Below are 14,451 nucleotides of genomic sequence, written 5' to 3'. Positions count from 1 at the left end.
TTAATAGTTCTTAAGTTAAGCAATAAGTTTTTAAGTTAATCAGTTAGTAAGTTTTTCAGTTTTAAAATATTTGGATTTAGTTCCACCCCATCAACATAATTAACTATAAATTTTAAAACTTGCCAACATAAACACTTAACAACTTAAGAATCTCAATAAGTTTCCCGTTTTCCTCTTCCGTTCCCACAGTTATTCTTAGACAATTTTCGCATAAATCATCTTTTGTGCGATTACGAATAATAATTCCTTTTTCTACCAGTTGATTGTAGCGTTCGTCTGCATTATCAACCTTTATTAAAATAAAATTAGCATCGCTTGGGTAGATTTTTTTAACGAAAGAAATTTCTGTTAAAGCCTTTTCTAAAACATTTTTTTGTTGAATAATTAACTTTGTAGCATCAATCACTTTATTATAATTGCTTAAAATTTCAATTGCTTTTAATTGTGTTAATTGATTGATATTATAAGGTGGTTTTATTTTGTTTAAAACGTCTACAATTTCTTGTGAAGCATATAAAATTCCCAAACGAATTCCTGCCAAACCAACCGCTTTTGATAAAGTTTGAGTGACAATTACATTCGGATAATTTTGGATTTCTTGCATCCAAGAAGTTTCATTTGCGAAATCAATATAAGCCTCATCAATAATTACCAAACCATTGAAACGATTGACGATTTCTAAAATCGAATCTCGCTTAATAATTTCTCCTGTTGGATTATTTGGAGAACACAAGAAAATCATTTTTGTATTATCATCTACTTTCTCGAAAATATCGTCAATATTTGGTTGAAAATCTTTTTCGTTTAATAAAGATTTACGGTATTCTATCGCATTTAAATTAGCTAAAACACTGTACATTCCGTACGATGGAGAAATTGCAATTACATTATCTTGATTCGGTTCGCAAAATGCTCTGAAAATTAAATCTAACACTTCGTCACTTCCATTTCCTAATAAAATTTGATTCGTAGGAAAGTTTTTGATTTCACTTAAAATTGTTTTCACATTGCGTTGCAAAGGATCAGGATAACGATTTAGTCCATTGTTGAACGGATTCTCGTTCGCATCTAAGAAAACGAAATCGTCATTTATTTCCTGAAATTCGTCACGCGCCGAAGAATACGCTTTCATGGCTTTTACGTTGGGACGAATGATGTTGTTTATGTTGAATTGGTTCATTGTTTTTAATTTTTTGTCATTCCGACGTTAGGAGGAATCTAAGATTCTTCGACAGGCTCAGAATGACAATTACTTTAAGTCTTTTAATCTCAGAGTTACTGCATTTTTGTGTGCAAATAATTCTTCGGCTTCGGCCATTAATTCTATTGAAGGACCGATATTTTGAATGCCTTCTGCTGTTAGTTTTTGGAAAGTAATTTTCTTGATAAAACTATCCAAAGAAACGCCTGAATAATTCTTTGCATAGCCATTTGTTGGTAAGGTGTGATTAGTTCCAGAAGCATAATCTCCAGCCGATTCGCACGAATAATTCCCTAAGAAAACAGAACCTGCATTGATGATTTTATCGATGTAATTTTCAGCTGTTTCACAAGCGAAAATCAAGTGTTCTGGTGCATAAATATTCGAAAAAGAAACACATTCTTGAATAGAATTCAAAACAATTCCTCTCGAATTTTCTAAAGCTTGAGCGGCTAATTCTTTTCTTGGTAAAATGGCTAATTGAGTATTGATTTCAGAAATAGTTTCGTTTAAAGTATTCTCATTATTCGTCAATAAAATCACTTGCGAATCGATTCCATGCTCGGCTTGCGACAATAAATCAGCCGCAACATATTTTGGAATAGAAGTTTCATCTGCAATTACTAAAACTTCGCTTGGGCCAGCGGGCATATCAATCGCAACGCCAAAATTTTGAGCAACTTGTTTTGCAGCCGTTACATATTGATTTCCTGGGCCAAATATTTTATCAACTTTCTGAATTGTTTCTGTTCCAAAAGTTAAAGCTCCAATCGCTTGAATTCCGCCAACTTTGTAGATTTTTTCAATTCCGATTAAATTTGCTGTGTACAAAATAGCAGGATGAACTTTTCCTGATTTATTAGGTGGTGTGCACAAAATAATATTTTCACAACCTGCCAATTTTGCTGGAATTCCTAACATTAAAGTTGTAGAAAATAAAGGAGCTGTTCCACCAGGAATGTAAATTCCTACATTTTCTATTCCACGAGATTCTCTCCAACAATTTACACCTTTTGTGGTTTCAATTACTTTTATTTCTTCACGTTGTACTGCGTGAAACTTCTGAATATTAGAAGCTGCTAATTGAATCGCTTGTTTTAATTCTTCTGAAATTAAGGATTTAGCTTCTTCAATTTCTTCAAGAGAAACTTCCAAAGAGCTTAATTTAACTTTGTCAAATTTTTCTGTAAAATCAATTAAAGCTTTATCTTTTTCGGATTGAATCTTTTCAAAAACATCTAAAACGATTTTTTGTAAATCTTGTGCCTCCTTTGTTGGACGTGATGTTAACGCTGACCAATCCGAAAGCTGAGGGTTTATATATGTTTGCATTTCTTTTAAGTTTTTAAGTTTTTAAGTTTTCAAGTGTTTAGGTTGTTAAGTTCAATATGTTTCAAGTCGAAACTTTAAAACTTACCAATTTTATCACTTAATTACTATAAAATCATTTTCTCAATTTCTAAAACCAAAATTCCTTCGGCACCCAATGTTTTTAATTGCTCAATAATATCCCAAAAAGTATCTTCTTTAATTACAGTGTGGATTGACGACCAACCTTCTTCGGCAAGAGGTAAAATCGTAGGCGATTTCATACCAGGAAGTAAAGCGATAATTTCGTTTAACTTGGCGTTTGGAGCGTTCAATAAAATATATTTATTTTCGGAAGATTGCTTTACAGCTTCAATTCGGAACAAAAGTCGATCAAGAATGGCTTGTTTTTCTGTGTTCAGATTTTTGTTTGAAATTAATACCGCTTCAGATTCTACAACCGTTTCAACTTGTTTCAAACCATTTGTCAATAAAGTAGAGCCGGTAGAAACAATATCGAAAATTGCATTTGCCAAACCAATACTTGGCGCAATTTCTACACTTCCTCCAATTTCTTCAATTTTTACATTAATATTATTCTCATCGAAGTAGTTTTGTAAAATTTTAGGATAAGAAGTGGCTATTTTTTTGTCTTGAAAATAACTTAAATCCGTATAAATTTCATCTTTTGGAATTGCTAAACATAATTTGCAAGCAGCAAAACCTAATTGACGAATTTGAGCAACATCTTTGTCTTTTTCCCAAACTTCATTTTCTCCTAAAATGCCAATGTCTGCAACGCCTTGCTCCACATATTGCGGAATATCGTCGTCGCGTAAAAACAAAACTTCGATAGGGAAATTAGAAGATTCTGTTCTTAATTTTCGGTTGCTTGTAGAGATTTTAATTCCACAATCTTTTAATAATTCGAGTGATTTTTCACTTAATCTTCCACTTTTCTGAATGGCAATTTTTAATTTACTCATTTTTAATATTTTATATTTTTTAATGATTGAGTAAATCGAAGATTAAATTATAAAGAAAAACAAAAAAAATCCCGTTCGATTTACTCAAACGGGACTTAGATATTTTGATAAATTAATTACATACCACTATCTGTTCGCTTGAGTGCAAATATGATGGTGATGATGATGTAATTGATTTGTGTACATTTTTACTTTTTGTTATTGCAAATGTATAAATGATTTCTGAAAGAAATTTAAAAAATAAGGAATTATTTTTTAATAAATTTTTTCGAAACGATTTTATCACCTGTTTTTATTTTGATAATATAGGTTCCTGTATTTAGGTGTTCTACGTTGATTGATTGTTGGTTATCTGCTTTTAAAATAAATTTTCCAACTAAATCATAAACTTCTACTGAGTCTATTTTTTTAGTTGTATTAATATTTAAAACATGAGAAGCAGGGTTTGGATAAATAATAGTTTCTGTTTTGTGATACTCATCTAATCCTAAATTTTCTAAGTCAATGATATTAACATTATCAATAATAAAACTAGAACCATAGTTGTCAAAACTAAAATCCACTTCTGTTATTTCATTGTTTAAACTAGAAATAGTAGTTTCTTTTACTTTGACATTATCTAAAAAATATATAACTTTTTTCGCTTTTAGATCGACTTCTGCTTTTACATTATACCATTTTTTAGGAATCCATGTACCAACAGGAATACTATTATCCATATCTTCATAGGCTACTTTTCCGTCATAGTAAAAAAGTAAACCACCAATCAAATCAAAATCATTATTTTCGTTATATAAAGCTAACATCTCATAATCAGAATTATTAGCATCTTCTAAATACACATCAGCTGAAATAGAATATTTACGATACTTAGTAATAGGATAAGTAATTCCTCCCCAATTACCTTCTTCGATATCATCATTTAAAACTTGCACGGCATTTGTGCCATCACTAGAAAATGAGTTAATAACCTTAGAGTTATTATCTGAAACATATCCCCAATTATTCCAATTTTGTTGAGTGTTCATACTTCCTAAAGTAAAACCTTCGGAAGTTTCGAAAGATATTTTTTTGTTTTGAGCAATCGTATTAATTGATAAGATGCTTAGTAAGCCAAATAGTAAATTTTTTTTCATATAATATTAATTTAAAAATAATTAAGAGGCAAAAATGAAGAATATCTTTGGAATAAAAAATAAAACAATATTATATTTGAGTTGGGTATAATCCTTGTTAATACTAAATATATCTTTAATTTAGAGTAATTTTGTAAAAAATCTATTAAATAGATGTTAGAAAAAAAAGAAACACAATACGAAAAAGTAGTTTTAATTGGATTGGTTACACAAAAGCAATCTGAAGAAAAACTAACTGAATATATGGATGAGTTGGAGTTCTTGACTTTTACAGCTGGTGCTGAAGTTGCGGCTCGTTTCACCCAAAAAGTAGATAAACCTGATCCTAAATTTTTTGTTGGTAGTGGAAAACTGAACGAAATATTAGATTATGTTATAGAACACAATATTGATACACTTATTTTTGATGATGAATTATCACCATCTCAGTTAAAAAATATTGAGAAAGTTGTAGAACGTAAGGTGATTGATAGAACACAATTAATCCTAGATATTTTTGCTCAACGTGCACAAACATCGTATGCGCGTACACAAGTAGAATTGGCGCAATATCAATATTTACTTCCTCGATTAACACGTATGTGGACTCACTTAGAGCGTCAGCGTGGTGGTATCGGAATGCGTGGTCCTGGAGAAACGGAAATCGAAACGGATAGACGTATTATTCGCGACCGTATTACTTTATTGAAAGAAAAACTGAAGGTTGTTGACAAACAAATGGCAACGCAACGTAAAAATCGTGGACAATTGGTTCGTGTGGCGTTGGTTGGATATACAAACGTGGGGAAATCTACGTTGATGAATGTTTTGTCAAAATCGGATGTTTTTGCAGAAGATAAATTATTTGCAACTTTAGACACGACGGTTCGTAAAGTTGTAATCGGTAATTTACCATTTTTGTTAACAGATACAGTAGGGTTTATTCGTAAATTACCAACTCAATTGATCGAGTCTTTCAAATCGACATTAGATGAGGTTCGCGAAGCAGATTTATTGGTGCATGTTGCGGATATTTCGCATGAAAGTTTCGAAGATCATGTGAATTCTGTAAACGAAATTTTAGCAGAAATAGATTCTAAAGATAAACCAACAGTAATGGTTTTCAATAAAATTGATAATTTTTCTTATGTTAAAAAAGCAGAAGATGATTTATCTGAAATGAAATTTGAAAATTATTCGTTAGAAGATTGGAAACGTACTTGGATGTCGAAAAGTGAATATAAAACTTTGTTTATTTCGGCAACTGAAAACGATAATTTAGAAGAATTACGTAAAACGATTTACGAAGAAGTAAAAGATATTCATACCAAACGTTTTCCTTACAATAATTTCTTGTTTCAGTATTATGATGACGAGGGTGTTGATGAAGATTTAAACGAAGAAAAAGAAGATTAAAATACAAAAGAGTTCAAGAGATTGAGCTCTTTTTTTATTTTTACAAAATATGATTAAAACAAAAGTCGGATTTGGTATTTTACTTCCGCTCGTGGTTCTTTTAGGAGTTTTAATGTTTGTAAACTCATTGTTTTTAGCTTCATTTAAAGTTAAATCATCAGAAAAAATATTCTTTGTAATTGGATTTTTATTGATGTCTTATTTTCTTTTTAAAACTTTAAAAGACATTTTATTAACTTGTAGATTTATTAGGATAAACCGTGATAAAAATGTTTATATTTTCAATAAATCAATCGGAAAGATTAATAAAGTAACTGAATTTCGTCAATATTCAAAATTAGGTAATAGTTTAGTTTTAATTATTGAATGTGATGAGAAAAGTATCAAAATTCCACAATTTTATTATCGAAACTATTATCCAATAAAAGAATTTTTGAAAAAGGAATTAATGATTGAAATTATTAAATAATATAAAAAATAGTTCTTCTATGACTTAGTTTTATTTAATCTATTTATTGACAAAATTATAGCAAATAAAAGTATAGTTATTTGAACATAAGATGTAATAGGAATTTCTGTAAAATTATTTTGTATGTTAAAAAGTTTACTAACTAAAACGAATGTTAGAAAAATAATAAAAAAATAAGGTTTTCGAAAGTTCATAGCAAGACATTTATTTAAAGTTACTTAAAATAATTTATAAAAAGTATTTATTTTTAAAATTATGATTCTAAACGATATAAAATCTACTTTACATGATTTGGCAAATGCAGATAAAGCCAAAATTCTGAGCCGATATTTCAAAACTGGAAAGGGAGAATATGGCGAAGGAGATCAGTTTTTGGGAATTACTGTTCCAGATCAGCGTTTGGTTGCGAAGGAATTTTATCAAACCGTTTCCATTAGATGAAATTAAAAATTTATTGAGTTTTGATATTCATGAATATCGTTTAACAGCTTTGTTGATGTTAGTTTTGAAATATGAAAAGACAAAAGATACAGACTTCAGAAAAGAAATTGTTGATTTTTATCTTACGCAAACGTCACGTATTAACAATTGGGATTTGGTGGATACAAGTTGTCACAAGATTTTAGGTCATTTTGCTTTTCATCAAAATCAAGAAAATATCTTGTATGATTTGGCAAAATCAGAAGATTTATGGGAAAAACGAATGGCTATTGTTTCCACTTGGTATTATATAAAGAACAAAGCATTGGAAATTGTACCCGAAATAGTTGTTATAAATCTTAACCATCCGCATGATTTAATGCACAAAGCAAATGGCTGGATGTTACGCGAAATGGGAAAAAAGGATGACGAAAAATTAATTCATTTCTTAGACGAATATACGTTGCAACTTCCACGAACAACTTTGCGTTACGCTGTAGAAAAAATAGATCCTGCGCTGAAAGAGTATTATATGAAATTGAAGTAGACAATAATGCATAAAAAAAAGTCGCTCTGTGAGCGACTTTTACTATTGTATAAAGAATAAATTTTTATAAAATAACGTGACCTAATTTTGTTAATTTTTGATGATCTAATAACTTAATTTTTCGACCTTCAACTTCAATTAATTCATCTGTTTTAAATTCTGAAATCAATCGGATTGCAGATTCTGTTGCCGTACCAATCAAATTCGCCATTTCTTCTCTTGTTAAAGAAATATTGATAAATCCATCTTTATCTGTTCCTAGCTTTCCTTCTAACAAAATTAAAACTTCTGCTAAACGCTCGCGAACAGTTTTTTGCGCTAAATAGGTAATTGTACGTGCATATTCACCTAAATCTTTTGCAATTCTTTGTAAAACATTAAATGCTAATTTTGGATTAACCTCTAATAATTTCAAAAAGAATTTTTCTGGAATATAATAAATTTCAACTGGTGTCATTGCAGTTGCAGATGCACCAAAAACTTCTTGACTTAAGATTGAACGATAACCGATAATATCACCTTCGTTTATGAAACGTAGAATTTGCTCTTTACCGTTAAAACCAATTTTGAATAGTTTTGCAGTTCCCTTCATAACGCAATAAATACCTTTTGGTGTATTACCTTCTTGGATAATTTCATCACCTTTTTTTAGGTTTACTACTTTTTTCTCTTGCTCAAATTCTAATAATTCCTCTTTGCTAAAAACTCCGAAAGATTCCGGGTTATCAAACATCGCTTTAATCGATACTACATTCTCATTAAACTCTGACATCTCGTATAGTTATGACTTAATTCATACAAAGTTAACGTTAATTCTGCTAAAAGGAAAGTAATTTTGTAAAATAGTATGGAAGAGAATTGTTTTCATTGCGATCAACGAATTGAAGAAGAGGTTATTCAGTTTGATGAAAAGGCCTTTTGTTGCCAGGGTTGTAAAACTGTTTATGAAATTTTAAATGTAAATGATTTAAAAGATTATTATGATCTTAATCGTAATGCAGGAGTGCGTCCGGACGCTAAGAGTAATCATCAATTTGATTTCTTAAATACAAAAGAAATCTTTGATAAAGTTGTCGATTTTTCCGATGACGGAATTACTGTCGTCTCCTTTTATGTGCCAGTTATGCACTGTACTTCGTGTGTTTGGTTGTTAGAGAGTTTAAATACCATCAACCCAAACATCATATCTTCTAATGTAAACTTTACGCAAAAAACAGTTCAAGTTACTTTTCGTGAAGAAAAGTTACAATTGGGAGATTTAGCCAGATTTATAACAAACTTAGGTTATAAGCCATCTATAAATCTAAAATCATTAGACAAAAAGAAGAAAAACAAAGTAGACAGAGCATTAGTTAGTAAACTTGTAATTGCAGGTTTTTGCTTTGGTAATATAATGTTACTTTCTTTTCCTGAATATGTGGAGGTTTTTGGCGAAGTAAAAGAACAATGGTTAGACGAAAATAAAGGCTATTTTAGATGGTTGATGTTTGCACTGTCTTTACCTGTTTTCTTTTATTCGTCTACAGACTATTTTGTATCGGCTTGGCAAGGAATCAAAAATAAATATATTAATATCGATGTGCCAATTGCATTAGGAATTATCGTGATTATGTTCAAATCTACTTATGATATCATTTTTGATATTTCTCCAGGTTATTTTGACACATTAGCGATGCTTCTATTTTTGATGTTAACTGGGAAATGGTTTCAACAACAAACCATGCAAGCTTTGGCTTTTGATAGAGATTACAAATCATTTTACCCTATTGCGGTTACTAAGATGATAGATGGTCATGAACAACCAATTTTATTGTCAGAATTAACAAAAGGAGATCGAATATTAATCAGAAATGAAGAAATAATTCCAGCAGATGCAATCTTAATGAAAGGCGAAGCCATGATTGATAATTCTTTTGTAACGGGCGAATCTCGATTAATTCCTAAAAAAGCAGGAGATAAAATTTTTGCAGGAGGAAAACAATCTGGTCATGCAATCGAGTTAGAAATTATTTCTGACGTCAATCAAAGTTATTTAACGCAGTTGTGGAATAACGATGCTTTCCAGAAAGAAGAATCAGAATTGAATGAGCTTACCAATAAAATTAGTCATTATTTTACCATAATTATTCTTTTTATCACACTGATTTCAGCTATTTATTGGTATTTTCATGATGCTTCTATAATTTTAGAAGTTGTTACATCTATCCTTATTATTGCCTGTCCATGTGCGCTTGGTTTGTCTTCGCCATTTATTTTAGGGCACATGATGCGAATTTTTGGAAACAAGAAATTTTATGTCAAAAATACATCAACTGTAGAGCGAATGGAGCGAATTACAGATATTGTTTTTGATAAAACAGGAACAATTACTGAGAGTGATGAGGCGCAAGTAAAATATGAAGGAAAAGAACTTTCTGAATATCAAAAGCAATTGGTAAAAGCGTTAATTAGAAATTCTAATCATCCATTAAGTAGAACACTTTACAAAAAAATAAATGTTGACGATCATTTGCCAATCAACAATTACGAAGAGGTTGTAGGTAAAGGTCAGCAGGCGGTTGTGGACGGACATGATGTAAAAGTTGGATCAAGAAGTTTTACAAATGCTATTTTTAATGAAAATAGTTTGAATCAATCTCAAGTTTTTATATCGATTGATGGAGAAGTTTTTGGTAAATTTGTTTATACCAATCGATATAGAAAAGGTTTGGATGAATTATTAAAACAATTGGATATGTATCAATTACATATTTTGTCGGGTGATAATGATTCAGAAAAAGAATATTTAGAAACAATTTTCCCTGTAAATGCGAAGCTGATTTTTAATCAATCGCCCGCAGATAAATTAGAATATATAAAAGCATTAGAAAACGATGGTAAAAAAGTAATGATGCTTGGAGATGGGCTAAATGACGCTGGTGCATTGAAACAAAGTACAGTTGGAATTTCGATTTCCGAGGACATCAATAGTTTTTCGCCTTCATGTGATGGTATTTTAGATGCAAAAAGTTTTAAGGCAATTCCAAATTTTTTGAAATTATCTAAAACAACAATGAAATTTGTCAAGATTGCTTTTGTGATAAGTTTCTTGTACAATATAGTCGGTCTTAGTTTTGCAGTAACTGGTTATTTACAGCCAGTTGTAGCGGCAATATTGATGCCGATAAGTTCTATTTCTGTTCTTATTTTTGCAACAGCAAGTACGCGAATTGCAGATAAATTAACAAAATGGAATTTAGATTGATTTTAAATTAGAAATATAAATACTGCTGTGACCAAAATCATTGTGATAAGAACTTACGGCTTTGTAATTTTGTACGGCTATGGGGATATTATTATTAATGATATTGGTAAGTGTCTCTTTGGGGGCAATATTTCTTTTTTTATTCTTTTTGGGATATAAGAAAGGACAGTTTGATGAAGACGAATCTCCAGCAGTGAGAATGTTAAAAGATGATAAAAAAACAAAAGATAAAATCGACTCATAATGCAAATGCAGACTTTTAGTTACGACAATAAGATCGTAAAGTATTTCCTTTATGCCACATTGTTTTGGGCAGTTATGGCATTTTTCTTTGGAGTATTGGTTGCAACATTGTTGTTTTTTCCTACGTTACCAGAATACATCTTCGGATCGGATGACGGTACAATAGGAGGAAATATTCAAGGTTTAGTCAATTCACAAGGAAAACTAGGTTTTGGTAGATTAAGAATGATACACACAACATTTGCGGTTTTCGCGTTTGTTGGTAACACTTTTTTTACTGGAGCATATTATTCAATGCAAAGGTTGTTGAAAACCAGAATGTACAGCGACGTAATGAGCTGGATCGTTTTCTGGGGATGGCAACTATTTATTGTATTATCATTTGTTACGTTTATTTATGGTTACAATACTTCAAAAGAGTATGCTGAGCATGAATGGCCAATAGATATCTTAATCGCTTTGGTTTGGATAGTTTTTGGATTACAAATGTTTATTACAATTGCAAAACGTCGTGTACGCCACTTGTACGTAGCAATTTGGTTCTTCATCGGAACTTGGGCTGCAATTACAATGTTACACGTTTTTAACAATTTAGAAATTCCAGTTACTTTTAGTTTAACGGCTCCAAAATCTTATTCGATTTATTCTGGAGTACAAGATGCATTAGTACAATGGTGGTATGGTCACAATGCAGTAGCATTTTTCCTTACAACACCTATCTTAGGATTAATGTATTACTTTGTGCCAAAAGCGGCAAATAGACCTGTATTCTCATACAAATTGTCTATTATACACTTCTGGTCTTTAATCTTTATTTACATTTGGGCTGGTCCTCACCATTTACTTTACACAGCTTTACCAGGTTGGGCACAAGCAGTAGGTACAGGTTTCTCAATCATGTTAATCGCTCCATCTTGGGGAGGTATGTTAAATGGTTTATTAACATTGCGTGGAGCATGGGATAAAGTAAGAGAAAATCCTATTTTAAAATTCTTCGTTGTAGCCTTAACATGTTATGGTATGGCAACTTTTGAAGGACCAATGTTAGCAACAAAAACATTAAATAAAATTGGTCACTTTACGGACTGGGTTCCTGCTCACGTACACGTAGGTACATTAGGATGGAATGGTTTTATGGCTTTTGGTATCATTTATTATTTAGCTCCAAAATTATTTAATACAAAATTAGCTTCAGTTAAGTTAGCAAATGCTCACTTCTGGATTGGTACATTTGGTATCTTATTTTGGGTTATCCCAATGTATGTTGCAGGTTGGACACAAGGTTTAATGTGGAAACAATTCGCAGCAGACGGAACATTAGAATATGGTAACTTCTTACAAACAGTTACAATTCTTAAACAATGGTTATATCCATTACGTGCATTTGGTGGTACATTATATTTGATCGGATCAATTTTAATGATTATCAATGTTTGGAAAACTGTAAAAGCTGGATATTTTGTAAATAATGAAGAAGCAGAAGCTCCTGCATTAGCTCCAAAAACAGCAGCTCGTACACAAGGAGAAGGTGTACACTCTTGGATTGAAAGAACACCAATCGTATTAACAATCGGTGCTGTATTAACATTAGCAGTTGGAGGTTTAGTAGAAATTGTACCAACAATTGTAATTAAATCAAACGTACCAACAATTGCAAGTGTAAAACCTTACACACCATTAGAGTTAGAAGGTCGTGATTTATATATTAGAGAAGGTTGTAATGCATGTCACACACAAATGGTTCGTCCATTCCGTGATGAGGTAAAACGTTATGGTGAATACTCTAAAGCTGGAGAATTTGTATACGATCATCCATTCTTATGGGGATCTAAACGTACAGGTCCAGATTTACATCGTGAAGGAGGTAAAAATCCAGATGCTTGGCATTACAAACACATGTGGAATCCACGTTCTACATCAGACGGATCTATCATGCCTCGTTACCCATGGTTAATTGAAAACAAATTAGACCGCGAGTTAACACGTGATAAAATGAAATCTATGGTTGCGTTAGGAGTTCCTTACCAAGACGAAGATTTTGATAGTATGAAAATATCTATGGACAAACAAGCACTTGCTATTGAAACAAGTATCTTTAAAGACGCATCTGACTTAAAAGAGTTATATACGAAAAAAGAAGCTGAAGCAAAAGCACAAGGTAAAGAATTTGTTCCATTAAGAGATCGTGAGATTACAGCATTAATCGCTTTCTTACAACGTTTAGGAATAGATATTAAAGCTGACCAAATTGAGACAGCAAGTAACTAATGTTAAAATATTATAAAGAATTCCTATCTCAGTATGAGTATGCATCTTTGTTGCAGACCTTGATTTTAATCGGATTTATAGCCGTTTTTGTAACGATATTTATTCGAGTTGTAAAAAAACCAAAAGGTTATTATAAAAACAATGAGTCTGCCGCACTTGATTTAGAATCTGAAGAGAACGAAAAAAATAATACAAAATGAGACAACGTACCCCGGCTTATATATTTGTTCCATTAACGCTATTAGCAGTGATTTTAGCGTTTACAATGGTAACACCAGTAAATGTGGTGCCAGAACCAGGTTTTCAAGGAATGATCCATAACTTGTTAGAGCATTTGAAACATGTTTTTGCACAAGGAATTTTCTGGGCGGTATTAGCGGTTGCTATTGTGATGCTTTTAATCATCAATGCTTTGAATAAAGTTGTTGAGGCAGAAAGATTTAAAAGATTATCTGAAGAAGAACAAAATAAATACTTAGAAGAAGGTAAAATTGGTTACTTCAAAAGATTATTTGGTAGTGCAGCTAAAAAACAATCTGATCAAGAAGAAGAAGCAATTATCTTAGACCACGGTTTTGATGGTATCAAAGAGTTAGACAACGCTTTACCACAATGGTGGTTATCTTTATTCTATTTCGGAGTAGTATTTATGATTGTTTATGTAATGGCATATAGTTTTACAGACTTTGCACATGCAGACGCAGAATATACAGAAGAAATGACTTACTTGAATGAGAAAGATAGTATTTGGGCTGTAGCTAATGATATTGACATTACAGGAGCTGTTAACAAATCTAACGATCCAGCAATTGTAGAACAAGGAGCAAAAATATTTGCTCAGAATTGTGTGCAATGTCACATGGAAGGAGGTAAAGGAGGTATTGGACCAAACTTAACTGACGACTATTGGGTAAATCATGTGGAAGATAGTTTGTTCAAAAACATTTATCATATTGTTTATGACGGTTCTCCTCATAATCCTCAAATGCGTGCCTTTGGACAACGTAAAGAGTTATCAGGTTTAGCGATAGAAAAAGTTGCTTCTTATGTTTACTTTATCAACCAAAAAGAACCTACAAAGACTGTTGCCGAAGGTGCAGCAGCTCCACAAGGTGATTTAATGGATGCATGGAAACAAAAGTAATTAATACTATATAATTACAACAAATATCATATTGAAAGAGAGCTTATTTATAAGCTCTCTTCTTATTTTTAGTCGTAAATTTGTTAGAGA

The 14,451-nt window shown here is 31.4% G+C and carries 14 protein-coding genes; 9 read left to right on the top strand and 5 right to left on the bottom strand.

The features are described 5' to 3' along the window. Window positions 1–112 precede the first annotated feature (112 nt). The 4 genes from hisC to RSC72_RS01230 form a co-directional block, all read right to left on the bottom strand. Window positions 113–1,180 (bottom strand): histidinol-phosphate transaminase, encoded by a 1,068-nt coding sequence (gene hisC, locus RSC72_RS01245; protein WP_332543452.1) that lies wholly within the window; start codon window positions 1,178–1,180, stop codon window positions 113–115. A 69-nt stretch (window positions 1,181–1,249) separates the two neighbouring features. Then, window positions 1,250–2,533 carry a histidinol dehydrogenase gene (gene hisD, locus RSC72_RS01240; RefSeq protein WP_332543454.1) on the bottom strand — a complete coding sequence of 428 codons (1,284 nt, stop codon included), beginning with the start codon at window positions 2,531–2,533 and terminating at the stop codon, window positions 1,250–1,252. Window positions 2,534–2,637: 104 nt separating this feature from the next. Continuing rightward, window positions 2,638–3,495, bottom strand: coding sequence for an ATP phosphoribosyltransferase (gene hisG / locus RSC72_RS01235; protein WP_332543455.1), 858 nt, complete (start codon window positions 3,493–3,495; stop codon window positions 2,638–2,640). Window positions 3,496–3,743: 248 nt separating this feature from the next. Then, a complete protein-coding gene (locus RSC72_RS01230; RefSeq protein ID WP_332543456.1) occupies window positions 3,744–4,631 on the bottom strand; it encodes a T9SS type A sorting domain-containing protein in 888 nt (295 codons plus the stop codon). Window positions 4,632–4,784: 153 nt separating this feature from the next. Here RSC72_RS01230 and hflX point away from each other — a divergent pair, with 153 nt between their 5' ends. The 4 genes from hflX to RSC72_RS01210 all read left to right on the top strand — a co-directional run bounded on the left by hflX (window position 4,785) and on the right by RSC72_RS01210 (window position 7,462). After that, the gene (gene hflX, locus RSC72_RS01225) at window positions 4,785–6,026 is read left to right on the top strand and encodes a GTPase HflX (protein WP_332543457.1); all 1,242 of its coding nucleotides are present in this window, start codon (window positions 4,785–4,787) and stop codon (window positions 6,024–6,026) included. Between the two features lie 49 nt (window positions 6,027–6,075). Then, window positions 6,076–6,495, top strand: a complete 420-nt coding sequence (locus RSC72_RS01220) for a hypothetical protein (protein ID WP_332543459.1) — start codon at window positions 6,076–6,078, stop codon at window positions 6,493–6,495. A 255-nt stretch (window positions 6,496–6,750) separates the two neighbouring features. Next, window positions 6,751–6,936 carry a DNA alkylation repair protein gene (locus RSC72_RS01215; RefSeq protein WP_332543461.1) on the top strand — a complete coding sequence of 62 codons (186 nt, stop codon included), beginning with the start codon at window positions 6,751–6,753 and terminating at the stop codon, window positions 6,934–6,936. Window positions 6,937–6,949: 13 nt separating this feature from the next. Continuing rightward, on the top strand, window positions 6,950–7,462 hold the full coding sequence (locus RSC72_RS01210) for a DNA alkylation repair protein (RefSeq protein ID WP_332566175.1): 513 nt from the start codon (window positions 6,950–6,952) through the stop codon (window positions 7,460–7,462). Between the two features lie 64 nt (window positions 7,463–7,526). Here RSC72_RS01210 and RSC72_RS01205 read toward each other — a convergent pair whose 3' ends face one another. Further along, a complete protein-coding gene (locus RSC72_RS01205) occupies window positions 7,527–8,234 on the bottom strand; it encodes a Crp/Fnr family transcriptional regulator (protein ID WP_332544077.1) in 708 nt (235 codons plus the stop codon). Window positions 8,235–8,309: 75 nt separating this feature from the next. Between RSC72_RS01205 and RSC72_RS01200 the strand changes: the two genes are divergently transcribed. The 5 genes from RSC72_RS01200 to RSC72_RS01180 all read left to right on the top strand — a co-directional run bounded on the left by RSC72_RS01200 (window position 8,310) and on the right by RSC72_RS01180 (window position 14,361). After that, complete coding sequence (locus RSC72_RS01200; protein WP_332578383.1) at window positions 8,310–10,706, top strand: heavy metal translocating P-type ATPase; 2,397 nt, start codon at window positions 8,310–8,312, stop codon at window positions 10,704–10,706. Between the two features lie 79 nt (window positions 10,707–10,785). Continuing rightward, window positions 10,786–10,950, top strand: a complete 165-nt coding sequence (gene ccoS / locus RSC72_RS01195) for a cbb3-type cytochrome oxidase assembly protein CcoS (RefSeq protein ID WP_332544075.1) — start codon at window positions 10,786–10,788, stop codon at window positions 10,948–10,950. Beyond that, a complete protein-coding gene (gene ccoO, locus RSC72_RS01190) occupies window positions 10,950–13,217 on the top strand; it encodes a cytochrome-c oxidase, cbb3-type subunit II (protein WP_332544074.1) in 2,268 nt (755 codons plus the stop codon). Before ccoS ends, ccoO begins: the two co-directional genes overlap by 1 nt. Continuing rightward, on the top strand, window positions 13,217–13,417 hold the full coding sequence (locus RSC72_RS01185) for a cbb3-type cytochrome c oxidase subunit 3 (protein ID WP_332544073.1): 201 nt from the start codon (window positions 13,217–13,219) through the stop codon (window positions 13,415–13,417). The genes ccoO and RSC72_RS01185 overlap by 1 nt, the downstream gene beginning before the upstream one ends. Then, the gene (locus RSC72_RS01180; RefSeq protein ID WP_332544072.1) at window positions 13,414–14,361 is read left to right on the top strand and encodes a cbb3-type cytochrome c oxidase N-terminal domain-containing protein; all 948 of its coding nucleotides are present in this window, start codon (window positions 13,414–13,416) and stop codon (window positions 14,359–14,361) included. The genes RSC72_RS01185 and RSC72_RS01180 overlap by 4 nt, the downstream gene beginning before the upstream one ends. Window positions 14,362–14,451 lie beyond the last annotated feature (90 nt).

The sequence above is a fragment of the Algoriella sp. genome, assembly GCF_036647415.1.
GTDB lineage: Bacteria > Bacteroidota > Bacteroidia > Flavobacteriales > Weeksellaceae > Empedobacter.
This window is presented reverse-complemented; position numbering and strand designations above follow the sequence as displayed.

Bases quoted from the DNA above. Each gene is read 5' to 3' on its own strand.
- hisC (WP_332543452.1), bottom strand. From the start codon at position 1,180: ATGAACCAATTCAACATAAACAACATCATTCGTCCCAACGTAAAAGCC.
- hisD (WP_332543454.1), bottom strand. From the start codon at position 2,533: ATGCAAACATATATAAACCCTCAGCTTTCGGATTGGTCAGCGTTAACA.
- hisG (WP_332543455.1), bottom strand. From the start codon at position 3,495: ATGAGTAAATTAAAAATTGCCATTCAGAAAAGTGGAAGATTAAGTGAA.
- RSC72_RS01230 (WP_332543456.1), bottom strand. From the start codon at position 4,631: ATGAAAAAAAATTTACTATTTGGCTTACTAAGCATCTTATCAATTAAT.
- hflX (WP_332543457.1), top strand. From the start codon at position 4,785: ATGTTAGAAAAAAAAGAAACACAATACGAAAAAGTAGTTTTAATTGGA.
- RSC72_RS01220 (WP_332543459.1), top strand. From the start codon at position 6,076: ATGATTAAAACAAAAGTCGGATTTGGTATTTTACTTCCGCTCGTGGTT.
- RSC72_RS01215 (WP_332543461.1), top strand. From the start codon at position 6,751: ATGATTCTAAACGATATAAAATCTACTTTACATGATTTGGCAAATGCA.
- RSC72_RS01205 (WP_332544077.1), bottom strand. From the start codon at position 8,234: ATGTCAGAGTTTAATGAGAATGTAGTATCGATTAAAGCGATGTTTGAT.
- RSC72_RS01200 (WP_332578383.1), top strand. From the start codon at position 8,310: ATGGAAGAGAATTGTTTTCATTGCGATCAACGAATTGAAGAAGAGGTT.
- ccoS (WP_332544075.1), top strand. From the start codon at position 10,786: ATGGGGATATTATTATTAATGATATTGGTAAGTGTCTCTTTGGGGGCA.
- ccoO (WP_332544074.1), top strand. From the start codon at position 10,950: ATGCAAATGCAGACTTTTAGTTACGACAATAAGATCGTAAAGTATTTC.
- RSC72_RS01185 (WP_332544073.1), top strand. From the start codon at position 13,217: ATGTTAAAATATTATAAAGAATTCCTATCTCAGTATGAGTATGCATCT.
- RSC72_RS01180 (WP_332544072.1), top strand. From the start codon at position 13,414: ATGAGACAACGTACCCCGGCTTATATATTTGTTCCATTAACGCTATTA.